At 69.3% G+C, this 24,690-nt stretch carries 24 protein-coding genes; 12 read left to right on the top strand and 12 right to left on the bottom strand.

The window, feature by feature from the left end; translation table 11 throughout:
• Positions 1-776 (top strand): ATP-binding protein (locus AX737_RS11240; protein ID WP_156453662.1); only part of this gene is annotated, 776 nt, incomplete at its 5' end.
• Between the two features lie 57 nt (positions 777-833).
• Here AX737_RS11240 and AX737_RS11235 read toward each other — a convergent pair.
• The gene (locus tag AX737_RS11235) at positions 834-3,293 is read right to left on the bottom strand and encodes a PAS domain-containing protein (RefSeq protein ID WP_066921347.1); all 2,460 of its coding nucleotides are present in this window, start codon (positions 3,291-3,293) and stop codon (positions 834-836) included.
• A 333-nt stretch (positions 3,294-3,626) separates the two neighbouring features.
• On the opposite strand from AX737_RS11235, the gene AX737_RS11230 reads away from it, so the two are divergent.
• The 4 genes from AX737_RS11230 to AX737_RS11215 all read left to right on the top strand — a co-directional run bounded on the left by AX737_RS11230 (position 3,627) and on the right by AX737_RS11215 (position 8,690).
• On the top strand, positions 3,627-6,638 hold the full coding sequence (locus tag AX737_RS11230) for a PAS domain S-box protein (protein WP_066921345.1): 3,012 nt from the start codon (positions 3,627-3,629) through the stop codon (positions 6,636-6,638).
• Positions 6,639-6,726: 88 nt separating this feature from the next.
• Positions 6,727-6,990 (top strand): hypothetical protein, encoded by a 264-nt coding sequence (locus AX737_RS11225; protein ID WP_066921344.1) that lies wholly within the window; start codon positions 6,727-6,729, stop codon positions 6,988-6,990.
• Between the two features lie 217 nt (positions 6,991-7,207).
• Positions 7,208-8,218 carry an HWE histidine kinase domain-containing protein gene (locus AX737_RS11220; protein WP_066921342.1) on the top strand — a complete coding sequence of 337 codons (1,011 nt, stop codon included), beginning with the start codon at positions 7,208-7,210 and terminating at the stop codon, positions 8,216-8,218.
• Between the two features lie 235 nt (positions 8,219-8,453).
• Positions 8,454-8,690, top strand: coding sequence for a hypothetical protein (locus AX737_RS11215; protein ID WP_066921340.1), 237 nt, complete (start codon positions 8,454-8,456; stop codon positions 8,688-8,690).
• 5 nt (positions 8,691-8,695) lie between these two features.
• Here AX737_RS11215 and AX737_RS11210 read toward each other — a convergent pair whose 3' ends face one another.
• From AX737_RS11210 to AX737_RS11195, 4 genes are all read right to left on the bottom strand, one after another.
• On the bottom strand, positions 8,696-9,058 hold the full coding sequence (locus tag AX737_RS11210; RefSeq protein ID WP_197430540.1) for a response regulator: 363 nt from the start codon (positions 9,056-9,058) through the stop codon (positions 8,696-8,698).
• Positions 9,059-9,090: 32 nt separating this feature from the next.
• Entirely contained in the window at positions 9,091-9,282 is a 192-nt protein-coding gene (locus AX737_RS11205; protein ID WP_066921336.1) for a hypothetical protein, read from the bottom strand.
• A gap of 336 nt (positions 9,283-9,618) precedes the next feature.
• Complete coding sequence (locus AX737_RS11200; protein WP_066921334.1) at positions 9,619-11,844, bottom strand: CHASE3 domain-containing protein; 2,226 nt, start codon at positions 11,842-11,844, stop codon at positions 9,619-9,621.
• Positions 11,845-11,979: 135 nt separating this feature from the next.
• Positions 11,980-13,503: a sensor domain-containing diguanylate cyclase gene (locus AX737_RS11195; protein WP_066921332.1), complete on the bottom strand. Its 1,524-nt coding sequence runs from the start codon at positions 13,501-13,503 to the stop codon at positions 11,980-11,982.
• A 238-nt stretch (positions 13,504-13,741) separates the two neighbouring features.
• Here AX737_RS11195 and AX737_RS11190 point away from each other — a divergent pair, with 238 nt between their 5' ends.
• Entirely contained in the window at positions 13,742-13,987 is a 246-nt protein-coding gene (locus AX737_RS11190; RefSeq protein WP_066921330.1) for a hypothetical protein, read from the top strand.
• Between the two features lie 55 nt (positions 13,988-14,042).
• On the opposite strand, the gene AX737_RS11185 is transcribed toward AX737_RS11190, so the two are convergent.
• The gene (locus AX737_RS11185) at positions 14,043-15,014 is read right to left on the bottom strand and encodes a LysR family transcriptional regulator (RefSeq protein WP_066921328.1); all 972 of its coding nucleotides are present in this window, start codon (positions 15,012-15,014) and stop codon (positions 14,043-14,045) included.
• A gap of 107 nt (positions 15,015-15,121) precedes the next feature.
• On the opposite strand from AX737_RS11185, the gene AX737_RS11180 reads away from it, so the two are divergent.
• From AX737_RS11180 to AX737_RS11165, 4 genes are all read left to right on the top strand, one after another.
• Positions 15,122-15,844: an SDR family oxidoreductase gene (locus tag AX737_RS11180; protein ID WP_066921326.1), complete on the top strand. Its 723-nt coding sequence runs from the start codon at positions 15,122-15,124 to the stop codon at positions 15,842-15,844.
• A 55-nt stretch (positions 15,845-15,899) separates the two neighbouring features.
• Complete coding sequence (locus AX737_RS11175) at positions 15,900-16,634, top strand: 3-oxoacyl-ACP reductase family protein (protein ID WP_066921324.1); 735 nt, start codon at positions 15,900-15,902, stop codon at positions 16,632-16,634.
• A gap of 63 nt (positions 16,635-16,697) precedes the next feature.
• A complete protein-coding gene (locus tag AX737_RS11170) occupies positions 16,698-17,099 on the top strand; it encodes a nuclear transport factor 2 family protein (RefSeq protein ID WP_066921322.1) in 402 nt (133 codons plus the stop codon).
• A gap of 68 nt (positions 17,100-17,167) precedes the next feature.
• Positions 17,168-17,635: a VOC family protein gene (locus AX737_RS11165; protein ID WP_066921320.1), complete on the top strand. Its 468-nt coding sequence runs from the start codon at positions 17,168-17,170 to the stop codon at positions 17,633-17,635.
• A 626-nt stretch (positions 17,636-18,261) separates the two neighbouring features.
• On the opposite strand, the gene AX737_RS11160 is transcribed toward AX737_RS11165, so the two are convergent.
• A complete protein-coding gene (locus AX737_RS11160) occupies positions 18,262-18,912 on the bottom strand; it encodes a hypothetical protein (RefSeq protein ID WP_156453661.1) in 651 nt (216 codons plus the stop codon).
• 167 nt (positions 18,913-19,079) lie between these two features.
• Between AX737_RS11160 and AX737_RS11155 the strand changes: the two genes are divergently transcribed.
• Positions 19,080-19,469 carry a hypothetical protein gene (locus AX737_RS11155; RefSeq protein WP_066921317.1) on the top strand — a complete coding sequence of 130 codons (390 nt, stop codon included), beginning with the start codon at positions 19,080-19,082 and terminating at the stop codon, positions 19,467-19,469.
• A gap of 297 nt (positions 19,470-19,766) precedes the next feature.
• Entirely contained in the window at positions 19,767-20,753 is a 987-nt protein-coding gene (locus AX737_RS11150) for a hypothetical protein (RefSeq protein WP_066921315.1), read from the top strand.
• Positions 20,754-20,791: 38 nt separating this feature from the next.
• Here the strand turns inward: AX737_RS11150 and AX737_RS11145 are convergent, their stop codons facing one another.
• From AX737_RS11145 to AX737_RS11125, 5 genes are all read right to left on the bottom strand, one after another.
• On the bottom strand, positions 20,792-21,442 hold the full coding sequence (locus AX737_RS11145) for a hypothetical protein (RefSeq protein WP_066921313.1): 651 nt from the start codon (positions 21,440-21,442) through the stop codon (positions 20,792-20,794).
• A gap of 373 nt (positions 21,443-21,815) precedes the next feature.
• Positions 21,816-22,583: an anti-sigma factor gene (locus AX737_RS11140; protein ID WP_066921311.1), complete on the bottom strand. Its 768-nt coding sequence runs from the start codon at positions 22,581-22,583 to the stop codon at positions 21,816-21,818.
• On the bottom strand, positions 22,580-23,119 hold the full coding sequence (locus AX737_RS11135) for a sigma-70 family RNA polymerase sigma factor (RefSeq protein ID WP_066921309.1): 540 nt from the start codon (positions 23,117-23,119) through the stop codon (positions 22,580-22,582). The genes AX737_RS11140 and AX737_RS11135 overlap by 4 nt, the downstream gene beginning before the upstream one ends.
• A 59-nt stretch (positions 23,120-23,178) precedes the next feature.
• A complete protein-coding gene (locus AX737_RS11130; RefSeq protein ID WP_238231981.1) occupies positions 23,179-23,970 on the bottom strand; it encodes a DUF4394 domain-containing protein in 792 nt (263 codons plus the stop codon).
• A 449-nt stretch (positions 23,971-24,419) separates the two neighbouring features.
• On the bottom strand, positions 24,420-24,690 hold a 271-nt coding region (locus AX737_RS11125; RefSeq protein WP_156453660.1), incomplete at its 5' end, for an efflux RND transporter permease subunit.

Here is a 24,690-nt window from a genome sequence, read left to right as displayed (position 1 = left end):
TGAACGCGCGGGACGCCATGGACGGCGAGGGAACGCTGACCTTCGCCCTCGCCTGTGGCCGGCCGAAGCCGGCCATCCGAGGGCATGCCGGCTCCCCGGATGCCTTCGTGGCCATCTCGGTGACCGACAGCGGTTCCGGCATCGACCCGGACCATGTCGGGCGCATCTTCGAGCCGTTCTTCACCACCAAGGCCGTCGGCAAGGGGACGGGCCTTGGCCTGAGCCAGGTCATCGGCTTTGCCAAGCAGTCGGGCGGGGACATCGACGTGGCCAGCGTCGTCGGGCGCGGGACGACCTTCACGCTCTACCTCCCGCAGGCCGAGCGGCCGGTCGTTGAGACCGAGGATGCGGCGGTCCGGGACGACGAGGATTCCGACCCTGCCGGCCTGTGCGTCCTGGTCGTCGAGGACAACGTCGAGGTCGGTCGCTTCTGCACGCAGGTCTTGCGCGACCTCGGGCACGGCTCGCTCCTCGTCCCCTCGGCGGAGGCCGCCCTGGCCGAGATCGAGGCCGTCCCCTTCCGCTTCGACGCCGTGTTCTCGGATGTGGTGATGCCGGGCATGGGCGGGCTCGAACTCGCCAGGCGCCTACGGGCCCTGCATCCCGAGTTGCCAGTCATCCTCACGTCCGGTTACAGCCACGTGCCGGCGCCGGACGACGCCGAGAGCTTCGACCTGGTGCGGAAGCCCTACTCGGCCCATCAGTTGGACGCCGCCCTGCGGTCGGCGGCGCGTCGCCGGCAACAGCCGCATCGCGCCGAGGCCGCTCCGTCCTGACCGGCAGGCACCGGTTCCCCGGACGCTGCCGGGCTTCGGCGCGACCGGTACCGCCTTTCAGGCCGAGGCGTGGCGATGCCGGGCGACGACGCCGCGCAGGGCGCGGGCGACCTGCTCCGCCGAGTAGGGCTTGCGCACCAGCTCGAAGCCGTGGGCGTCGTCCCGGGCCAGGGCATCGCTGTAGCCCGTGGTCAAGATCACCGGCAGCCCGGGATGGTTGGTCCGCAGGCGCTGCGCCAGCGCGACCCCGCCGATGCCCGGCATGACCACGTCCGAGAAGACCGCGTCGAAGCGGGACGGCGTCCGTTCCACCTCGGCGAGGGCCGCCTCGGCGTTGTGTGCCCAGACGGTGCCGTGGCCGAGATCCTCCAGGAGCTGCGTGCAGAAGCGCCCGACGTCGAGGTTATCCTCCACCACCAGCACGCACAGGCCGCGCTCGTCGTCCTCGGCCTCCGCCCCGGGCGATCCGGCGTCGTTGGCCCCGGCGGGAGGGTCCACGTGCGGCAGGTACATTGTGAACGTCGTGCCGCGCCCGACCTCGCTCGCCACCTCGACGTCGCCGCCGGACTGCTTGGCGAAGCCGATGACCTGGGAGAGGCCGAGCCCGGTGCCCTTGCCGGTCTCCTTCGTCGTAAAGAAGGGCTCGAAGATCCGGTCGAGCACGCCGGGCGGGATACCCGCGCCCTCGTCGCTGACCGAGACCGCGGTGAACGGGCCGGGCGCGCCGGCGTGGCCGCGGATGCTCGGCAGCGGTCCGCCGCAGACGAGACGTAAGGTCAGCCGACCCTCGCCGTCCATCGCGTCGCGGGCGTTGACAGCGAGGTTGATCAGCGCCGTCTCGAACTGGCCGGGGTCCGCCCGCACGTGGCAGGACCCGTCCGGTACCTCGACGGCGAGGCGGATGCGTACGCCGGTCACCGCGTTCAGCATGTCGGCCACGCCGCGCAGGCGCTCGCGAAGGTCGAACACCTCCGGCTTGAGCGGCTGGCGCCGGGCGAAGGCGAGGAGCTGGCTCGTCAGCCGGGCGGCGCGGTCGACGGTGTCCGAGACCGCCTCCAGGTAACGGGTGCGCCGCTCCTCGGCGAGGTTGGGCCGGCGCAGGAACTCGACCGACGAGCGGATGATGGTCAGCAGGTTGTTGAAGTCATGGGCCACGCCGCCCGTGAGCTGGCCGACCGCCTCCATCTTCTGGGCGTGCCGCAGCGCCTCCTCGGCGCGGGCGAGCCGCTCCTGGTCTCGAAGCCTGCCGGTGATGTTCTGGGCGTACTGGAAGGCGCCGACCCGCTCGCCCGAGGGGCCCCTCAAGGCCGTGAACTTCAACTCGTAAGAAGGCCGACGCCGCGTCGGGTCGCCGAACTCGCCGATGGCCGTGAACTCCTCGCCGGCCAACGCCCGGGACCACACGGCCCTCGCGGCATCCCGGTGCTCCGGATTGCTCGCCAAGAGGTCGAGAAGACCATCACCGACCTCCGGACGGACGCCGTAGATGTCCTCGAACTCGTCCGCGTAGGCGCGGTTGACGGCAAGCAGCCGGTAATCGGGGTCGAGGGCGGCGACGAGCGCGTCGGTCGTCTCGAACACGTCGGCCCAGAGCTTGCGCTGGGCCAGCGCCGCCTCGACGCGCCGCTCCAGAGTCTCGTTGACCTCGCGCAGCCGCGCCTCGGCCAGCTTGCGGTCGTGCACGTCCTCGACGACGCCGTACCAGCGGAGGATGGCCCCGGTCCCGTCCCGCCGCGGACGCGCCCGGGCCCGCATCCAACGGTACTCGCCGGTGGCGGCCACGCGGATACGGTAGTCGACGTCGACGGGCTCGCCGGACGAGAGTGAGGCCGCGAAGACCGTCATCGTCCACGGCACGTCTTCGGGGTGCAGGGCCTTGGCCCAACCAGCCCCGTCCGGTTCGCCCGAGGCCTGGCCGGTCAGTTCGAGCCATCGCTTCGAGTAGGAGGTGATGTTGCCGCTCGGGTCGCAGGTCCAGGGCACCTGCGGGTTGAGCTCGACCGTATGCCGGAAGTGGTCCTCGCTCTCGCGCAAACGCGCCTCGCCGAGCACCCGGTCGGTGGTCTCGGCGGTGACGCAGAACAGGCCGGCGACCGAGCCGGCATCGTCGCGGACCGGCGAGTAGGTGAAGGACCACCAGCTCCGCTCGGGCTGGCCCGTGCGGGAGAGGTCGAGCATCACGTCGGTGAGTGTCTGGCTCTCGCCCACGAGCGTGGCGTCGACCAGGGGACCGATGTCGCCCCAGATGCTCGCCCAGACCTCGCGGAACGGGCGCCCGAGGGCCGTGTCGAGACGGTACCCCAGGATCGGCCGGTAGGCGTCGTTGTAGAAGCAGAGCAGGTCCGGCCCCCAGGCCAGGAACATCGCCGTGGGGCAGGCTAGCATCAGGGAGAGCGCGTTGCGCAACGCCTGCGGCCAGTGTTCGGACGGCCCGAGGGAGGTGGCCGACCAGTCGCGCGCGCGGATCTCCGCGCTGGTCTCGCCGCCGGGCGGCAGGAACGGGAACAGGTCAGCCACGACGTCCGCTGCCCCGCTCGCCGGCGTGTGCGCACCTCGGGCGGCCGACCGGCCCGGCCTTGGCCGCAGGCCGGCCGAACGCCTCCGGCAGACGCTTCGGGAAACGGGGCTTCCGTCCGGACATGGCGGCGGCGTCAACTCCATGAGGTACTCGGTAACTGGCGCGGCGCGATCCGGTTGCCGCCTCGTGCAGCGTCGCGGTCCAGGTTCCGGGGCGTGCGCGCCGTCCCGGTGTGCCGTTGGCCCATCTGCAAAGGGGCCGCCAAGCCTTGCCTACGCCGTTGGAATCCACTTCCAGTGGAACCGGACCCCTCTCCCGCGCCTACCTTTGCCATGGATCGCGCCTGCACCAGCGACACCGAGGCCGCCCGGCTTCGTGCCCTCGACGGCTACCGCCTGCTCGATACGCCGCGCGAGCGCGACTTCGACGAGATCGCGGAGGCCGCCGCCGAGCTGTGCGAGACCCCCATCGCGGTGGTCAACCTCGTCGGCGACGGGCGCCAGTTCTTCAAGGCCGAGGTCGGGCTGGGCGTGCGCGAGACCCCGCTCGACACCTCCTTCTGCGGGCACGCCATCCTGCAGGAGGACTTCCTCTACATCCCAGACGCCACGCGCGACCCGCGCTTCGAGGGCAATCCGCTCGTGACCGGCGAGCCTGGCCTGCGCTTCTACGCCGGAGCCCTGCTGAAGACGGCCGAGGGCCGGCCGGTCGGCACCGTCTGTGTGCTCGACACGAAGCCGCGCGAGCTCAGCGACCGGCAGCGTCGGGGCCTCGCGCGGCTCGCCCGCCAGGCAATGGGCCAGATGGAGCTGCGCCGCGCGCTGCGCGAGCAGGCCGAGCAGCGGCTGCTGCACGAGCGCATCCTCGACAGCGCCGCCGACTACGCCATCGTCGCGACCGACCCCCAGGGCCGCGTCACCCGCTGGAACGCCGGCGCCGAGTTCATCCTGGGCTGGTCCGAGGCCGAGATGCTGGGCGAGCCGGTACATGCCTTCTTCACGCCCGAGGACCGCGCGGCGGAACGGCCGGAGGTCGAGATGCGCCTCGCCATTGAACGCGGCCGGGCGGACGACGAGCGCTGGCACTTGCGCAAGGACGGCGGCCGCTTCTGGGCATCGGGCGAGATGATGCCGCTGCGGACGGAGGGCGGCGAACTCGTCGGCTTCCTCAAGATCCTGCGCGACCGCACCGAGCGGCGCGCCCAGGAGGCGGCGCTGGAGGCGAGCGAGCTGCGCTACCGCTCGCTCGTCGAGGTCAGCCCCCAGGTCGTCTGGTTCGGCGACAAGGCGGGCAACGTCACCTACTGCAACGCCTACTGGTACGACTACACCGGCCTGCCGCGCGGCGAGACCGGCGAGGCGAGCTGGATGGGCGTCATCCATCCCGACCACCGCGAGGCGACCCGCGCGGCCTGGCTCGCCGCGGCCGCGAGCGAGCGGCCCTACGAGGTCGAGTTCCCCCTGCGCCGGGCCGACGGCGCGTACCGCTGGTTCCTGTCCCGCGCGCACCCGGTCCGGGACGAGGCGGGGGTTCTGACGAGCTGGATCGGCACGACCATCGACATCCACGAGCGCAAGGTGGCGGAGGCACGCTTCGAGACGCTGACCGAGCTCGCCCCGTCCATCGTCTGGTTCGGCAACCCGGACGGCGGGCTCAGCTACCTGAACGACCGCTGGTACGCCTACACGGGCCAGACGCCCGACCAGGCGCTGCCGCTCGGCTGGGCCGACGTCATCCACCCCGACGACCTGCCCGGCCTCCAGGTCGCGTGGGAGCGGGCCCGCACCGACGAGACCGTCTACGACACGGAGGCGCGCCTGCGCCGCCACGACGGCGCGTACCGCTGGTTCCTGATCCGGGCAGAGCCGATGCGCGACGCCGGCGGCACCGTGGTCGGCTGGCTGGGGAGCGACAGCGACATCCACGACCGCCGCCAGGCCGAGGAAGACCTGAGGAAGGCGCGCGAGCAACTGCGCCTCGCGGTCGAGGCGACCGGGACCGGCGTGTTCGACTACGATCTCGTCTCGGACGAACTGAGGTGGGACGCCCGCGTCCGTTCCCTCTACGGCCTCACCCCGGATGCCCCCGTCGACCTCGCCGTGCACCTGACCCGCGTGCACCCGGACGACCGCGAACGGGCGGACCAGGCCGTGGCCGCCGCCGTCGACCCGGCCGGGACGGGCATCTACGACATCACCTACCGCACGGTGGCGCCGGAGGACGGCGTCGAACGCTGGGTTTACGCCATGGGCCGGACCCTGTTCGAGGGTGGGCGGCCGGTGCGCCTCATCGGCTTCGCGCGCGACGTCACCGAGGGCGTGCTTGCCGAGCAGGCCCTGCGCGAGACCGAGGAGCGCTACCGCCTGGCCTCGCGCGCGACCAACGACGCGATCTGGGACTGGAACCTGGCCACGAACCACGTCCTCTGGAACGAGGCGCTGCAGGTCGCCCACGGTCACGCGCCGGACGCGGTCGAGCCGACCGGCGACTGGTGGATCACCCACATCCACCCGGACGACCGCGCCCGTATCGACCGATCCATCCACGCTGTCATCGACGGGACCGGGACGGCTTGGACGGACGAGTACCGATTCCTGCGGGCGGACGGCTCCTACGCCGACATCCTCGACCGCGGCTACGTCATCCGCGACGCGCGGGGCCAGGCGGTTCGGATGATCGGCGCGATGCTGGACATCAGCGAGCGCAGGCGGGCCGAGGAGCACCAGCGCCTGCTCACGGGCGAGTTACAGCACCGGGTCAAGAACACGCTCGCGCTCGTCCAGGCCATCGCGGGCCAGACGTTCCGCGACCTCGCGGACCCGGCGGCGGCGCGCGAGGCGTTCTCCGCGCGCCTGATCTCGCTCGGGCGGGCGCACGACATCCTGACCCGGTCGAGCTGGACGCAGGCGCCCATCGCGGAGGTGGTCGAGGGTGCGCTCGCCGTCCATCGCGGCACCGCGGCGAGCCGCATCCGTGCCAGCGGGCCGAACGTGCTGCTCTCGGCCAAGGCCGCCCTCTCCCTCGCGCTGGCGCTGCACGAGCTCGCCACCAACGCGGCCAAGTACGGGGCGCTCTCGAACGAGGGCGGGGTCGTCGACCTGCGCTGGCACGTGGTGCACGAGGGTGAGGCGCCGCGCTTCTGCCTGACCTGGTCCGAGCAGGGCGGGCCGCCGATCCTGACCCAGCCCGCGCGCCGCGGCTTTGGCTCGCGGTTGATCGAGCGCAGCTTCACCGCCGAGGTCGGCGGCGAGGTCAGGCTGACCTACGCGCCGACCGGCCTCACCTGCCGCCTGGAGGCGCCGCTCGCCTCGATGCAGGAGGCCGGGGCCGAGGCGGCGGCTTGAGCACCTGGCCGTCTTCGGTCCCGATGCAAGCCTCGGGGTACGGCGCGGGGAGCGGAACCCTGCCGAGCGGCCGGGCGCTTCCTCCGTCATGGACCAACTCGACGAAACGGTGCGCTCGATCCTGGCGCTCGCGGCCACCTACAAGCCCGGCACCATCATCCGGGCGGAGCGCGTCGTGGACGCCTACCTAGCCGACTTCGACGGCTATCGGGCGCGCCGGGCCGCGATGGATGCCTTGCTCCGCGAGCTCGACCTGCCGGAGCGCCGCACCCGCAACCGAGGCGGCCTGTTCGAACTGATCGAACTGCACCTGAAGCGCCGGCACGGCGAGATCGCGCGCCTGTTCCAGTAGGTCCCCCGAACCTCGCCAGGCGACCCGGAAACGTCCGGCTTCCGGGCCGTGGACCATCGGGGTGAACGATGCTGCTCTTGGAGGCGCTGTGGCGCAGCCTGGGCCGCGAGACGCGGCAACCCGCGAGACGGTTGCCGGTTAAGCAGCATGCGCTCGGATGCGGGCGTGCAACGACCTATCGGGCCGGTTGAGTACGGATGGTCCTGGAGGAAGCGGGTTGGCCGAACCAGAGGAGACGTGTGCGGGAAAGGCCGACCTCAGGCTGCTGCGCGCCGCGGTCGAGGCTTCCGGCGAGGGCATCCTGATCACCTCTGCCGAGCTCGACGAGCCCGGGCCGCGCATCGAGTACGCCAATCCGGCCTTCACCATCATGACAGGCTACGCGGCGCACGAGGTCGTCGGCCGGACGCCGCGCCTGCTGCAGGGGCCCGGCACCGAGCGCGCCGTGCTCGACCGCATGCGCGCCGCCTTGGAGGCCGGCGAGCGCTTCCAGGGTGAGGCGGTGAACTATCGCAAGGACGGCTCGACTTACGTCGTTGAGTGGCTGATCACCCCGGTGCACGAGGCCGACGGGCGCATCTCGCATTGGGTGTCGGCCCAGCGCGACATCACCGAGCGCCGCGCCGGCGAGGACCGGCAGGCCATGATGGTGCGCGAGCTGCACCACCGGGTGAAGAATACCTTGGCGACCGTCCAGGCCGTGTTCAACGCCACCGCCCGCTCCGGTCTCCCGCTTGCCGAGCTCACCCGCGCCTTCTCGGGCCGGATCGCGTCGCTCGCCCGCACGCACGCGCTGATCACCGAGGACCTCGCCCAGGTCGCGTCCTTCGAGGGACTCTTGCGGGCCGAGCTCGACCCTTACGACGAGCGCGGGCGCCTGGCGCTGGAGGGCCCGAGGGTCGTGCTGCCCTCCGAACTCGCGGTGCCGGTCGGCATGGCCCTGCACGAACTCACCACCAACGCCCTGCGGCACGGGTCGCTGGCGGACCCGAACGGACGGCTCCATGTGGCATGGTGGGTGGAGGAAGGCGCGGCAGGTCGCGGCCTGCGCTGGGACTGGCATGAGCACGACGGCCCGCCCGCCGCGCACCCGACGCGCGAGGGCTTCGGCCACCGGCTCCTGAACAAGGTCCTGGCCGCCCAGACCGGAGCGGAGGTTGACGTCGCCTTTGCCCCGGACGGGTTGCGGGTCTCCGTTCGGATGCCGTTGCCCGCGTCACGCCCATGAGTACGAGGCGTCGCGCGACATTGAAGGGAGCCGGGCCGGCTTAGCTTTGCGCCGCGGTTGGTTGCGGACGCATTTCCGCCGACCGCGAGGGTCGCGTGCAACCGGCATCGACGCATGTTCCGGGGTGGAGCTGCGACCGCCGGGCGGACCGCGTTCATCGCGGGTTGCGGTGTGCCCCGGCAGTGACGGTCCCGTCGCCGCCCGGTGGGCGGCGCCCCCGAACCGGTGAAGGCTGATGACAGAGAAGCTCGACGACGCGACGGCAGGGCTGGTCCAGGCCCTTGCCGAGGACGCGGACGCTCCCAATGCGGCGGTGGATCGGATGGTAGAGCGCCTGCGCCGCATGGAGGAGGCCGCCAAGCTGGGCGGCAGCGACCGGCAGACGCTCCAGAAGCTCGCCTCCGCGCGCCGGGTGCTCGGCGACCCGGTAGAGGTCGGGCCCGCCCTGCGGGTGCCGCTCGTCCCGGACTAACCCGTTCAGGCGACCGGCCCGCGCGGCTCCCGCATGGCGGCATGGGCCTGGACGAGAACGTCGAGCGGTAGCCAGGGGCTGCGCGTGCAGACGGCCGCGTCCGGCATCCGGGCCCGGCACGTCTCAGGCGTGCCGGTGCTCATCACCACCCGGATGCCCGGCCTGAACTCACCGGCTTGCCGCGCGAGGCGGTGCCCACCGATCTCACCCGCCAGCGTCGCAGTCGTCAACAGCAACACGAAATCCTTGCCGCCCTCTCGCAGTGCATCAACGGCCGCCGCCCCGTTGGCGCAGACGACCACGTCAAAATCGGTTTCCCCAAGGAGCGTCTCGGCCCGGTCTCGAACTGCCGCGTCCCCGTCGACCACGAGGGCCGCCCGCTTCGATACTGCATTATGCATCAATCCTCCGTTTCCCGCTCAGCGGCGTCGACACGCTCGGCGAGTTGAGCGATCAAACCTTTCCAATCCTCGGGCATACTGTCCCGGAGAAAGTCGTCGTAAGCTTCTTCCAGCCCGTGCCCGACACCGAGCAGGCAGGGATCCTGGGTAGCCGAGGACCAGAAGGGATGCCGCATCTGGCACTGGCGCATGGATGTCCGCTCCGGGCGACGCGTCTCCCGCCGACCCTGGCCTCGTTCGCGTGTGACGGTTTGTCTCCACCAATTGCCGTGGGCAAGATTGGTTTCAGCGCGGCTGGCACGGAGGGGCGCCGATCTCGGCGACGCGACGCAAAGCACATCGCGGCGTTACGACCCCTTTGTCAGGACGGCATCATGTAAATGGAGGCAGTCGCGAGGCCTCTGGTGACGGCCGGTTCGACCGCAGAGGCGGAACCGGCCAGCGGGCGCGAAGGCCGACTCGCCTTCGCCCGGGCGGGCTACGGACCTTTGGTTCGAATGCCTCCGTCCGTATCCTCCGTCCGCGGATCAGGCATCGCGCTTGGAACGCAGGGCGACGACGTTTCCGTCGTGGGCGGCAGGTGCCGCCGGGATCCCGAGCGCGTCGGCGACTTTGAGGGCGAGCTGCTCGCGCTTGAACGGCTTGCCGATGAGCCGAACCCCGTCGTCGAGCCGACCGTGATGCACGATTGAGTTCTCGGTGTAGCCCGACATGTAGACGACCTTCACTTCGGGTCGCAGCGCCCGGATGCGCTCGGAGAGTTCGCGACCGCGGACCTTGCCTGGAAGCACCACGTCGGTGAGCAGCAGGTCGACGGCGGCCGCGTTCGCGCCGAAGACCCGTAGCGCCTCCTCGCCATCCGCGGCCTCCAGCACCCGGTAGCCCAGGTCGGCCAGGATCGCGCAGGCGATCTCGCGCACCGCCGCCTCGTCCTCGACCACCAGCACGGTCGCCGAGCCGCGCGGAAGATCGACCGGCGCACCGGTGCGAACCTGCGCCGCCACCGCGCCGACAGCGCGCGGCAGGTAGAGCTTCACCGTCGTGCCCTCGCCGGGCTCCGAGTAGATCTTCACGTGCCCGCCCGACTGCTTGACGAAGCCGAACACCATCGCGAGACCCAGGCCCGTTCCCTTGCCGTCCGGTTCGGTCGTGAAGAACGGCTCGAAGACGCGCGCCAGCACCTCCGGCGTCATGCCGTGCCCGGTATCGGAGACCGCCACCATGGCGTAGTCGCCCGGCGTCACCTCGGCATGGTGGCGCGCGTACTCGTGGTCCAGCACCGTGTTGCCGAGCTCGATGGTCAGGCGCCCGCCGCCCGGCATGGCGTCGCGGGCGTTCAGCGCGAGGTTCAGGACCGCGCTCTCCAGTTGCGCCGGGTCGGCCATCGCCGGCCACAGCCCCGCGGTCTCGACGTAGCGGACCTCGATGTGCTCGCCGAGCGTCCGCCGCAGCAGCGGGATGAGGTCCGGCATGGTGGCGGCGAGGTCGATAGCGGCGGGCGCCAGCGGCTGCTTGCGGGCGAAGGCGAGGAGCTGGCCGGTGAGCGTGGCGCCGCGCTGCGCCGCCCAGGCCGCGCGCTCGATGCGCTGCTGCAGCCGGGCGTCGTCGGTCAGCTTGGCGCGCACGAACTCCAGGTTCCCGAGGATGACCTGGAGCAGGTTGTTGAAGTCGTGCGCGATGCCCCCGGTCAACTGGCCGATGGCCTGCATCTTCTGCGCCTCGCGCAGCACGCCCTCGGCCTGGGCGCGCTTGGTCATATCGGAGACGGTCAGGACGAAGCCGCCGTCCGGCATCGGGGTGCGGCGGATCTCCAGGTGATGCCCGTCCGTACCGCGGCGCTCGTAGGTGATGGCCTCGCGGGGATTCCGGCTGCCGTGCCGGATCTGGTCCTCGGTCTCAAGGGCGGGCCGGCCAGGTTCCGCCGTGTGCTCGACGAAGGCGCCGTAGGTCGTGGCCGGCCGCAGCATGGCCTTGGGCAGGTCGAGCAGCACCTGGAAGCACTCGTTCCAATTCGCGAGCCTGCGGTCGGGTCCGAACACCGCCACGCCCTGGCTGAGGCTGTCGAGCGTGGTGCGCAGGCGGAGCGCCAGGGCGCGCTGCTCGGCCTCGGTCCGGTAGGAGCGCGACCACGCCTGGTTCAGGAGGCGCGCCGCCCAGAGCAAGGTGAGAACCGCCAGCGCCGAGCCGCCGATGACGAGCCAGCGCACCAAATAGGCGCGGGTGTCGTTCTGGGCGAGGCGCTCGTCGAGCAGGCGCTGCTCGTCGGCCAGGACCGACGCGACCACGGCCTCGGCCTCGCGCATGTCGTTGCGGCCTGTATCGGTGTTGACGATGCGCAAGGCCGCCTCAAGCCCGCCGTCGCGGCGCGCCTGGACCGACTGGGCGAGTTCCTCCAGCTTGTGCTGGACGACGGGTGCCAGGGCCCGAATGCGGTCTTGCTGGACGGCGTTGTCGGCGGTGAGCTTCTGCAACTCGCCTTGCAGGACGCCGATGCGGTCGCGGGCGGCATCGTAGGGGCCCAGGTACTCGTCCCGCCCGGTCAGCACGTAGCCCCGCTGGCCGCGCTCGGCGTCGCGCAGGGCGATGGCGAGGTCCTTGGTCGTGCCGAGCACGCGGTAGCTGTGCTGCGACCACTCGCGGGCGACGCGGGAGGCGTTCAGGCGCTCCCAGGTCACCGCCCCGACCAGCGCCAGGATGGCCACGAGCACGCCGAAGACCAGCAGGTTGGCGCGCGAGACGAGGTAGCGGGTCATCGAGGTTTGGTCTGCGGGTCGCGGTGGTCGGTAGCTCGGCCGCCAGGGGGCGAGGCCCCTCGCGCGTTCGCATCCAATTCAGAATGTGCTGGCATGCGATTGCGGGATTGTTGAGGCCGCGCGTCGACGGAGACGTCAGGCGGCGACTTTGCCACGTCCGCCGCTCGCATCGACCGGGACCGCGGCCCTCGTCTGGTTGCGGCCGCCGGCCTTGGCCTCGTAGAGGGCCGCATCAGCCCGGCGGTAGAGATCCTGCGCGGCGCCCGTCCGGTTGCCAGAAGCGGCCGCCACGCCGATGCTCACGGTCACCGCTCCCGCGCCGATGCCGGCGGAGGGCACAGCGAGCCGCGAGACCTGGTCATGCACCTCCCGCGCGACGCTCACGGCGCCGTGCTCGTCGGTGCCGGGCAGCAGCAACGCGAACTCCTCGCCGCCGACGCGGCAGGCGAGGTCGCCGGGCCGGTGCACGCTCGCGGAGAGGCAGCGGGCCAGCCCCCGCAGCACCTCGTCGCCGACGTCGTGGCCGTAGCTGTCGTTGTAGCGCTTGAAATGGTCGGCATCGACGACGAGCAGCGCGAGCGGCTTGCCCGTCCGCCGTGCGTCCTCGCTCGCCCGGGAGAGGGCATGCTCGAAGCGACGGCGGTTCGCCAGGCCGGTCAGCGCGTCGGTTCGCGAAAGCCGCGCCATCTCGGCGTGCATCTCCGCGCGGCGGCGCAGCTCCCGACCGAACAGCAGCGACAGCGCGATGGTCAGGCCGCACAGGACCAGGACCACCGCGGCGATGCCGAGGGCCTTCACGCGCCACGCAGCCTCGATCTCGCGGGTTGCGAGGGCGACGTTGAGGACGAGTGGAAACGTGCCAACCTGGGTGAAGGCGTAGTGCCGCTCGACCCCGTCGCGGACCGAGGTGCCGACGAAGACGCCGTTCCCCTCGCGCACGAACCGGTCGAAGTTGGGCGTGCCGGCGATGTTCACGCCGATGTCGGCGGCGACGTAGGGGTGGCGCACGATGCGGGTACCCTCGCGCAGGTAGAGGTTGATCGCGCCGTCCCGCCCGAGGCCGATCCGGTCGAAGAGCCGGCTGAAATAGCTGAGCTTGAGGCTGCCGAGCACCACGCCGCCGAAGGAGCCGTCCGGCTTGTCGATGCGACGGCTGAGCACGACGATGGGCGCGCCGGTCAGGCGAGAGACCACGGGCTTGCTGATGTGCAGACCCAGGTCCGGATGGGTCTTGTGCGCCTGGAAGTAGTCGCGGTCGGCGTTGTTGACCTTGCGCGCTGGCAGCGCGGAGGCGTCGAGGACGCTGTCGCCGTTCTCGTCGAGGACGAGCATGACGCCCAGGTCCCTCGCGGTCGCGGCACGGTCGAACAGGATCATCTGGCGCGCCCGCGCGCTCGCCGCCAAGGTCTCGGGCGCGCGCAGGTTGTCGGCCACCGCCTGCAGCGACAGGTCGATGATCTCGATGTTGCGGGCGATGTCGCGCTCGACGACCTGCAGGAGGTTGCGTGAGGTCTGCTCGGCCTTGTCCCAGGCGTCGTGGCGCAGGTCGAGCAGCATCAGCCCGCACATGGCCAGCATGCCCAGGGGCGCCAGGACGCTGAGCGCGACCCAGTTGCGGCCGGAGCGGAAGACGCGCGGCAGGCGGCGCGGCAGGACCATCGGCGGGTTCCCCCAAGCGTTGTCGCTGCTTGGTTTCTGGGGCCCGAGGCCTAACCGGTCATTTCGAACACGCCTCCTGACGGGCCCTCGACGTCGTCGTGCCTAACGCCGCGTTGAGGTCATAGGTTGGATCCTCGTCGATGGGAGCGCCCGGGCGGGCGGACCTGCGTAGCCGTCCGCCGGGACCTGGGCCGCGCCGGTGGCGTTATACGTCCCGCTGTCCCGACCGGAGACCCCGATGCTCAACCCGTTCTACGCCGCGTTCCTGCTCGCCGTTGAGGCGCAAAGGGTCATCGAGTTGCGGCTGGTGCGGATCGCGTGGGGCGGGGCGGAGGCGCAGGCCGAGATGGTGTCGATGGTCTCCGAGAAGGTCGTGGCCGCGATGGAGGCGGCCAACACCTTGATGGCCGGGGGCACCCACGGCCAGGTCATCACCCGCTACCGTGAGCTGGTGGCCGACAACACGCGCCGCCTCTCGGCCTGAACGGCCCCCGGGCGCTGCACAGGCAGGTCGTCCCGCACCGTCGGCGCGGCGAAACTCACGCCTTCGCGGGGTCGTCATACGCGGAGAGACCGGCGCCCGCGATCAGTGCGTCCCATGGGGCGGGCGACGGGAACACCTCGCCGAGGAAGGCCAGGAACGCCTTCACGTTCGGATTGCCGCGCCGGCTCTCCGGCCACAGCGCCGTCACGACCGAGCGCTCGACCGCGAACTCGCGCAGGACCGGCACCAGCGCGCCGCGGGCGACGTACGGGGCGGCGATGTAGGTCGGCGAGATGCCGATGCCGCCGCCGGCCACCAGGATGGCCGCCACCGCGTCGCTGAAGTCCGTCACGATCCCGGCGTCCGGTGTGATCTCCACGACCCGACCGCCGATCCGGAATGGCCAGCGCAGGGCCTGGCCCGTGCTCTGGAAGCGGAAGTTCACGCAGTCGTGGCGGACGAGCTCGTCCGGATGCTCCGGCGTGCCCCGACGTGCGAGATAGTCCGGCGCGGCGAAGGCGCAGAGCCGGTGCGGCGCGAGGCGACGCGAGACGAGGCGGGAATCCGCCAGGTCGCCCACGCGGATGGCGATGTCGATGCCCTCCTCGATCAGGTCGGCGAAGCGGTCGCCCAGGCGCAGGTCGACGGACAGGTTCGGGTAGCGCTCGCGGAAGCGCGGCAGGGCCGGAGCGAGCAGGTGCACGCCGACCGGGAACGGCGCCGTCACCTTCAGGGTGCCGGCCGGCTCGGAGCGGGCGGCCACGGCGGCCTGCTCGATCTCCTCGGCCTCGCGCAGGAGGCGGAGCGCCCGCTCGTGCAGGTCGCGGCCCTCCGGCGTCAGGGTCAACGAGCGCGTGGTGCGGGTGAACAGGCTGATGCCCAGCCGCGCTTCCAGCCGCTGGACGCTCTTGCTGACCGCCGAGGGCGAGATGCCGAGCGAGCGGGCCGCGGCGGTGTAGCTGCCGAGTGAGGCGGAGCGCGCGAAGGCGATGATGCCGGTGAGGCGGTCGAGGCCGATCTGTTCCATAGCGGCATTATTGAAGCGAAAGCCGGCCTGATTATCAAGGCGACGACAACGAGCCATTCTCCTTTTCACAGGCGCCGCAGCGACGCCGGATGAGAAGGCACAGCGTCATGATCAGCACCCTCCAGGACCGCACCGTCGTCGTCTTTGGCGGCACCTCCGGCATCGGCCTCGCCGCGGCCCGGCAGGCCAAGGCGGCGGGAGCCTCGGTCATCGTGGTCGGCTTCAACGCTGAGGGCGCCGAGCGTGTCGCGGCGGAGAACGGCTTCGCTGGCTGGCGCGCCGCCGACGTGACCCGGCCCGAGACCATAGCGGCGGCGCTTGCCGACATCCCCCACGTCGACCACCTCGTCCTGCTCGCCGGCACCTTTGTGGCCGGCAAGGTGCTGGAGGCCGAGGTCGACTACCTGAAGCGGGCGTTCGACGAGCGCATCTGGGCCGCCGTCCACACCCTGCGCGCCCTCGGCGACCGGTTGGCCCGGGATGGCTCCGTCACCTTCATCTCCGGCGCCCTGGCGGATCGCCCCTCGGCACAAGGTACCGCCGTGCTGGCCGCCGCCTCGGCCGCGATGGAGGCGCTCGCCCGCGGCCTCGCGCTCGAACTGGCACCGGTGCGGGTCAACACCCTGTCACCCGGCACCACCGATACGCCGCTCCTCGCCCGCACGCTCGGTGCCCATCGCGACGCCTACGTCGCCGCGCTGACCGAGAAGCTGCCGCAGCGGCGCCTCGGCACGGCCGAGGAGGCGGGTGCGGCGGTCGTCTTCCTGATGAGCAACGGCTTCATGAACGGCGAGACCCTGCACGTCGACGGCGGCGCACGCCTCGTCTGATCGCCCGGACCTGAACCCACCTCCCCCGCACACCGCGTCCCGAAGGACTACGTCCATGACACAACCTCTCACCGGCAAGGTCGCCCTGGTCACGGGCGGCTCCCGCGGCATCGGCGCGGCCATCGTGCGCCGCCTGAGCCAGGATGGCGCCGCCGTCGCCTTCACCTATGCAGCCTCGGCGAAGCGCGCCGAGGCACTGGTGGCGGATCTCGCTGCGTCCGGTGCCTCGGTTACCGCCCTAACCGCCGACAGCGCCGACCCGGACGCGGTTCGCGGGGCCGTCCAGGCCACCGTCGAGCAGTTCGGCCGCCTCGACATCCTCGTCAACAACGCCGGCATCCTCGTTCCCGGCGCCGTCGAGGACGTCTCGCTGGCCGATTTCGACCGGCAACTCGCGGTCAACGTCCGGGCCGTGTTCGTCGCCGCGCAGGAGGCCGCCCGCCACATGCGGGAGGGCGGGCGGATCATCTCCGTCGGCAGCGTCGGGGCCGACCGCAGCGGCTTCCCTGGCACAACGGTCTACAGCATGACCAAGGCCGCTGTGGCCTCCCTAACCCGCGGGCTCGCGCGAGACCTCGGACCGCGAGGCATCACCGTCAACACGATCCAGCCAGGTCCGGTGGCGAGCGAAATGTCGGCCGGCATGGAGGCGATGCTCACCCCTCTCATCGCGCTCGGGCGCATGGGGCGGGACACCGAGATCGCGGCGCTCGCGGCCTTCCTGAGCGGCCCGGAGGCCGGCTTCATCACGGGCGCCGCCCTGACCGCTGACGGCGGCTACCTGGCCTGAACGACGAGGCCGGGCAGGCTCGTCGCTAACCTCATCCAATCCAGCCTCGAAGGAGACGACCCGATGTCCGAGACCACGAACGCCGGTGGACCGGCGACCGAACCCAACTACGACCGCCTGCTGCGCGCCAATTTGGAGCGCGTCTTCAACGAACGCGACGCGGGCAAGCGCACGGCGGCCCTGGCCGAGCTCTTCGTGGACGAGCCGGTCATGTACGAACCGACCGGCATCGTGCAGGGGCGAGCCGCCATCTCGGCGGTCGCCGGCAACCTGCTGGAGCAGTTCGGGCCGACATTCCGGTTCACGCCCATCGGGACGGCGGTCGGGCATCACGGCCTGGGCGCGCTGCGGTGGCAGGCCGGCCCGGACGGCGGGCCGGTCGCGGTGACCGGAACGGATGTGGTCGAGGTCGTGGACGGCAGAATCGCGCGTCTCTGGGTGCTGCTCGACCAGCCGACTGCCTGAGACCGGTTGTTACGGGTGGAAGCCGCAGGTTCCGCGTTGTCGGCAGGGACAGCAGTGGAGGTATACCCATGATTCCTTCCAAGCCTCGCCTCGTCGGCCTGAACCACATCGCCCTTGAGGTCGGCGACATCGAGGAGGCCCTGAGCTTCTACGGCGCGGTGTTCTCCTTCGAGTTGCGTGGGCGGCACGATGGGAACGCGGACCACCCGGCGATGGCCTTCCTCGACATGGGCGACCAGTTCATCGCCCTGATCGCCGGGCGCGAGCAGCCGAAGGACACGTACCGGCATTTCGGGCTCGTCGTGGACGACCGCAGCCGGGTCATGGCCCTCGCCGGGGCGGCCGGGGCCGAGCTCTTGGAGCGTCCGTTCAACTTCATCGACCCCTGGGGCAACCACCTGGAGATCGTGGCCTACGCCGACGTCCAGTTCTCCAAGACGGGCGAGGTCCTCCGCGCCATGGGCCTCGCACTCGACAAGAGCGACGAGGCCCGGGAGGAGCTCCGGCGGAAGCTCGCCCGGGGCCCGACCGGTTGAACTCCCATCAAGCGGTGCCGTTACCGCCCATGGCGCCGTAGACCTCGCCGGTGACGTAGCTCGCCTCCTGACTCGCGAGGAACGATCAGGACGTTGTGGCCGCCCGAACCTGTCGTTCCACGTCGATGGTAGCTTTTGAAGGCAAAGCGGCCATTCTCGTGGCTCTGTTCGAAAGGCCGCTTATGGCGCGAAGCCGAACAAAATGGGGCGAACTCCTGACGCATAGCGGCCCCTTCACACCGCGACCTTCGTCGGCGGCTTCGACACGGGAGGCGGACGTCGTAGAAGTTCTCATGAGCTCGCTGATTGGGCGCATGCAGCGCATGCCGTGAACCCTGCGATCAAGATCACCAACAACCCGGCTTGCCGCTGCTGACAGTGCCGACGCGTAGCTATTTGATAGCCGCCCCAACTATCCGCATTCGGACCCCAAAGTTCTGCATCGGATAAACCTTGCTGGTGAAGGGGCGCCACCGAAATGGCGGCCCATCAAGCTAACATCTGTGGCTGGAGGACAGCCATTCTGGCGGAACGCAACCTCTGCGCTGCAGTTTTAGGCTAAGGTTCACAGCCCTCCAGGCCATCACCGACCCTGAACCAAACTCGCGGCTACTGAGCTCTCTCGGCTAACCTTGGACGCTGCTGAAGGCGTCCCCATGGCGCCCGACGACCTTCCGGACGTTCTCCGAAGTCCAAGCACCGCCTTTGAGGCTGCGAACGCCCTCAATGTTCAGGCGCTCGGCAACCGCCTGCCAGCGTCCGGCTCCCTCCGGTATGGCGGACAACGCGCGTGCGATGCCCGCATAGGCCTCCCGGCGCAACTCGCCCATCCGTTCGCGCTCCGCCACCCGTGACGCTTTGAAGTGGGCAACCGGGTCGAAACGCCGTCCATCGACGGTGATCGGGTCAGGCGACAGCGCGATCAATTCAAGGCCAAGCTCTTCGGCGTGATGGCGGAGATGTGGGTTGCTTCGCCACAGGTTACGTTCCTCGAAGGCGACGTAGGCGAGCACCGCGTGTTGGCGTGCGCACAGGCGGCGGGCTTCCACTAAAGCTTCCCGCACCTCTTCGGTTGCCCGGTCGGTGCGTACGTCCATGAAGGCGATCTCGCCGACGAGGCTGAGTGCCTCCGCCCGGACCCACTGCTTCACGCGCTCGCGCTGGTAGCGGATCGTCCGGCTGGCCCGGGCAGCGCCATTGATGTCGCTGGGCAGGCGTCGGAAGTCGGCCCAGGTGACCGGCAGAGTCCAGTAGAATCCGACACACGCTGACTTCAAGCGCTGCGCTCCCGTCCGCCGGTCCGACCCGGACAAATCCGGCGGCACCATCCCTCGCAGGCTACGGCGAGTTACGGTCGTTCATCAACAGCGGGACACGAGACCTGGAACCAACAACACCGCTGAAGTCGTGGGGCCGTAACAATAACAATGTGAGGACAAAACGAATGTCGAATATCAAGCATGATAGCGCGGATTCCGAGCAGGTGCATCAGGATTACATTGCTGTCACCGTCGAGGCTTCTCGCGCCGAGGACGATTCGGAGCACGGGGCGGAGGAGCCACAGTCGTTCGGAAGCGCGAAGGGGCACAACCTGTACGCCGGGCTCAGCCTCCGCGATCAGATCGCTCTCGGCGTGGTGCCGGTGATCGAGCGCGGCTGTGATCCGGCGGGACGTCCGACCATTGAGCTCGAGGTGACGCTGGATCGCCAGACGCGCTTCTTCGACATGGCGGCCGGGGAGGAGGCGGTCCTCCACGTGACCTGCCTCGGCACCGAGGGGGTGTGGCAGCGGCTGCGGGTTCGCAAGGTGATCTGGAATTCCCGCCGCGCCTGAAGCGACGGGCCGGGGTGGGCATCTGCCCCGGCCCTCATGGACCCGGATGACCGGTAGCATCCAACGGAACCAAACGCCCGTCTGTCTCGCGCGGCGCTTCGGCCGACCACGCTGCTCCAGCCGACGCCCGGACAATTCCGACCCGCTGATCTCCCGCGGGCTGCGGCACGGTAGCGTCTCTCATCAGCAACGAGAGGCCAAGCCAAACACCCCCAAAAAGACGACAGTCACAACCGGCGCTCGAAACTCTCGTAACGAGATTTCCAAGCCGCAACCGAAATCGAAGGATAGGCGACGATGGGCAAGAATCAGACAGCAGAACAGGCCGAAACGGATAAGTGGGAGACGATCAGCAACCTCGAAAACCCCTACAGTTGGACGGGGGCGTTCCCGCCCTATGAGTCGAAGCTGCAGCGTCGCATCGCGAAGAACCCAATCGGGGCTGCACTTGAGTGTGCCGCGCAGGTCCAGCAGACTCATGATAGCTTTCGAGAGGAACTCTACGGCGGCCTGCAGTTCGCCTACGCTATCGCCCGACACCTCAGCACGGACTTCAATGCGTTCAAGGAGTTTTATAGTCTGAGTTTCTTCCAAAACGGCAAGCGGAAATTCAAGGTATCCAAGCAGCACAAGAACGCCTTGCGGCACGTCATGAATTTTGTCTTCAATGCGACGAGCGAAGTGGCGCGCAAGCGGACCGGGAAGTACGCGGCGGCGCTCGGTGGGTACATGCGCCAGGGGATGCCGGCCCACATCGTGGCGGAGCAGATCAAGGCGGATGGCGGCATCGAAAAGTTGTACGAGATCAGCGTCGAGTTGGAGCTCGCTCGGGCGAAGCGCGTCCGCGGTTCTTCGAAGGGGCCGAACCCGGACTTCCTGATCGACGACGAACCGGTGCACCTGGGAGGCAAGGCGCGGAAGACGCCGGACCAGGACTGGAGCCTGGATGGCCTTGAGGATGACCCGGGCGAGTGCACAAACGACCCGTCGGAGGGCGACCTTAAGGACGATTTGGTCGACTACCTACACCTCGGCAGCGAGTCCGAAACCGAGCCGCTGCTGAAGCAGGGCCAGGATCCGAGCGGGCGAGAGACGATTATGCTCGAGGTGACGCCGGAGATGAAGAAGCGGCTGCTATCGGTGAAGGCGGGACAGCTTGTGATGATTCGCCTCGTTGGCATGGGGATGGAGGAGAGTGCCGATCCGGATGAGGGTTGGGTGCGATTGCGGGCGCGGCGAGCGTTCCGCTGGCCGGCCGGTCGCGTCAAGCCGTCAGTGCACTGATCGACAGGAGCTGGGGCGGCGAGGCTGTCCCGGCTCTCTCAGTCTCGAACCAGAACCGGATGACGCCACGGTTCCGTAGCCGGCCTGGGCTTGCTGTCGAGCTCAGCCGAGGACGGCGGAAGCGTCAAGATGTCGTCGAAGTCGGTCCGCCCACGCGCCAGCGCCTTGAAGTTGTAGGCGTGTACGTAGTCAAGATCGCTCACTATGGGGGTGGCGGTGAGCGAGACGAGGGGTCCGCCGCGCGGGCAGTAACGTGCGCCCGATGGTCCGAGGTGCGAGTCGAGCGGTTCGCGAAGGCGGCCCCCCGGGGGCATCACGGCAACGCCTTGGTAGTGCAACCCATCGTTGGGCAGCAGATCGCGCCAAGCGGAGCGGGCACTGACCTTGGCCCGCTTCGCGACCGGGAAGTCCGGGGCGAGGATCCACACCGGGCACCAATCCCGGCGGCTCGGGGCGCGCCAGTTGCGCCACACCCGCTCGCAGAGCCAGCGATGCGCCCGCTCGGCCTCACGCTTCATCTGGGCAAGGACGGCGTCGCGACGGCCCCCAAGATGCCGATACTTGAGGACGAGGAGGTAGGGGGACCAGCCCTCGGCCACCAGCTCGATAGCGATCTGGCCGTAGCCGCCGGTCAGTTGATTGATCTGATTACTGCGAGAGAGACCATCCGGGAAAGGGGGCTGGGGCATACCTGGATCTCCTGTGGGTGAGGCTGCCTATTGGGATGGGGATGGGGATGCGGGGGCTCTGCCATGAGCCATGCTCGAGGAGGCAGTGCTCTACCGAGCCGGTGTGCTCAATCAGCTCTCTTTCGACACACCTAAACATTTGCACGCCCGAAGACGTACACTCTAGCGCCGAGTACCGCGCGCCGTCTTGTGGCAGCTTCCAAAGCAAGCCGGCAGTGTGCAAGCACGAAATTAGTTTTACTGGTTTGCCGGATCGCTCACAGCGCACATAGCCGCCCGGCCGGAGGCGAGCTACGACCGCGAATCTTAAGAGTATCGATTGATTCCGTGGCGGAGGTTGGTTCCGCAACGCCGTCGATGCTGGGGATGGTTGTTACAGAGCCTGCGACGCAGCCCCTTTCGCACGGCCGATGAATAGGATCCGGCCCGTCGGGCGACCGATGGGCGAACCAGCCTCGGGTTCCAGCGTGATCTCGAACAGTTGCCCGTCACCGATGGCTTCCAGTCGCTCCGGCGGCAGGCGGATCGCTCCACCCGGAGGCAGCACGCCGAGGGAGACCGGACCGCGAGCCTGATCCCACAAGGTCCAGAGTTGCAACGCGCGCCCGCTTCCGGGCTGCACATCAGCCAGCGGTAGCGACCGAACCGCGCCATTCTGTGCAACTTGTATAAGCCATCCCGGGCCGCTCTCCTGCCCAAGGGCGTCGCGGCTCTGTAGGATCGCGAAGTACCGCGTCGGGCTCTCGACAGGCGCTGACATGCGGCTCAGCAGGATCGCTAGAATGAGCGCGGCGGCCGTGGCGAGGCCCGTGGTGGCCCGCCACAGAGAGGGGCTGTGCCACGCCGCCCGCATTATTCCGTGCTTCGACCGCGTGAGCGCGGAAGGCGTGGTCCGACCGAGTGCATGTCGGCGCGTCACGAGATCCTGCTCGATCCGCGCCCATTGTGCAGGATCGACTTCGGCCATTCCAAGAGCGGAGGAGGCCGGCAGCAGGCATTCTTCCCAGAACGCGACGCGGCGGGCCATATCTGCATCCGAAAGCAGAGCCCGCTCGATCTCCGCCGTCGCTGCCCCGTCGAGCAGGCCTAGGACGTATTCACCCGCCAGAACATCGCGGCCTTCCGGATCGCTCGGGATCATGACAGGCAATCCTTCAGGGCGATAAGGCTACGGCGGACCCACGCCTTCACGGTCCCGAGCGGCGTTGCCAGCCGCTCGGCGATCTCAGACTGCGACAGTCCTTCGACATAGGCGAGCAGGATCACCCGCCGCCTGTCGGCGTCGAGCTTCGCAAGGCATGCGTGCAGGCGCGCTCCGTCCTGCGCCGCCGCCAGCGCGGCGAAAGGATCGGGCGCAGTGTCGACGATCTCCGCCGTCTTTGCCTCGTCGATATCCGTCTCTCGACCGGCGGCACGGATGTACTTCAGCGCGCGGTGTCGCACGATGCTGGCGATCCAGGCGCGACCTGCACCGCGGCTACTGTCGAAGCTGCCGGCGCGCTCCCAGATATCGAGAAACGAGTCGTGGACGACTTCGACGGCAACGTCCCGCCGCCGGACGATCCTAAGCGCGACGGCGAGCAGGAACCCGGCCTCGCGGTCATAAAGTCGACGCAGCGACGCAGGGTCCTGGCGGGCGCAGCCCTCTAGGGCGGACGCATGATCGAACGGCTCCATGATCCTCCCGGCACTCGGCAGGACCGGCTAGGTGGCCGGTCCTGCATCTGCGGAGCGAACTACGACTTGGGCAGGATGGCGATGTCGCGGACCTTGCCAGACACGCCGTCGATCTTGGCGACCATCTCGCCCTTCCCCGTGGCGAGATTCACCTTGTAGAGCGTATCGCCCACGATGGCCCAGGCTTGGTTGCCGCCCTGTCCGTCTGAGAGGATGTCGAAAGCCACCGCCTCGCCGGACATGCCGAGCATGCCGACGGTGTTGAGGATGCCGTCGTTCGGCGGAGCCTGCTTCAGCAAAGCGCCGGAAGCGTCAATGTCGAACAAGGCCGTCTCCTTCGTGCCCTTAAAGGCATTGGTGTAGGCACCAGCCATCACCTTCGGCGTCTTGTCCTTCATGGTGTCGGTTTCGGCGAACTTGAGCTGTCCGTCCTTCGTGACCTTGCCGTCGTCGACGTTGGCGCGGAGATTGGTCCCGTCCGAACCGATGATGCGCAGGCGGTCGGCGACAGGATTGAAATCGACCATGGCCGCGGTGCCGGCAGCCAGCGTCGTATCGAGCTTCGATTTCGCCGTGGCCTTACCCGACATCGGATCGACCGTGACGACGCTGCCGTCCGAGATCACCGCGTAAAGCATGCCATCTGCCGGCCGGACGTCGATGCCAAGGACGCTGCCGCTAATGCCGGTGATCGTCACCGTTTTCGTGACTTTCTTCGCGGCTGTGTCGACATGCGCCAAGCTGGCGTCGCCGATGAGTGCCGCAACGGTCTCAGCACGCGCAGCGGTTCCAAAGCAGGTGCCGGCCAGCAGGCTTGCAGCGATCAGACTCAGTCGCATGGTGTTCTCCATCTGCCGCGGATCGGCATCGATGGCGCTAGCCGTGGGCTGGGTAATCGGATGCAGCCAGGGTCAGATATTTCTGCGCTCGCGTTCAGCGTGCGCGCGTGAGAGCCAGTCAGGTAGTCAGCTTTGGCGGTGTTGGGTCGTGATCGGAATGGCGGCTCGGTGCATAACAGCTGGTCCGCTATTGAAAACCTGCATCAAAAAACCGGACGTTAGCATGAATTGCGACGCGTGACGGCTTTGCGCCATTAGCGGACTTCCGACCGAAGACACTGGGATGTTCGTTTGGAGTCCAACAGCTGCCGTTGAGATGGAATGGTTGGTCCTACGGCCACAACGTCCTGTCGGCAGGGCCACGAAAGGGCGGTGAGGCGAGCCGACAATCCCCCCAGACTTGCGGGATGGAGGGGTCGGGGATCTGTGCCGGGCGACGCTCGAAGGCCTTCACGCAGTGCTCAGCCCGCCGGGATGCCATGGGCTGCCGAAGCGTCGGCTTGACCGTCTCTCGTCCCCCTTGCCCGACGCGACGGGAAGGCCCGCGCGACCAGCACGTAGAGGAGCGGCGTGACGAACACGGCGAGCACGGTCGCGGTGACCATGCCGCCGAGCACGCCGGTGCCGATGGCCCGCTGGCTGTTCATGCTGGCGCCCGTCGCGACGGCGAGCGGCATCACGCCGAGGATGAAGGCGAACGAGGTCATCACGATGGGCCGGAAACGCAGTTCG

Source organism: Methylobacterium sp. CCH5-D2 (assembly GCF_001556475.1).
GTDB lineage: Bacteria > Pseudomonadota > Alphaproteobacteria > Rhizobiales > Beijerinckiaceae > Methylobacterium > Methylobacterium hispanicum.
This window is presented reverse-complemented; position numbering and strand designations above follow the sequence as displayed.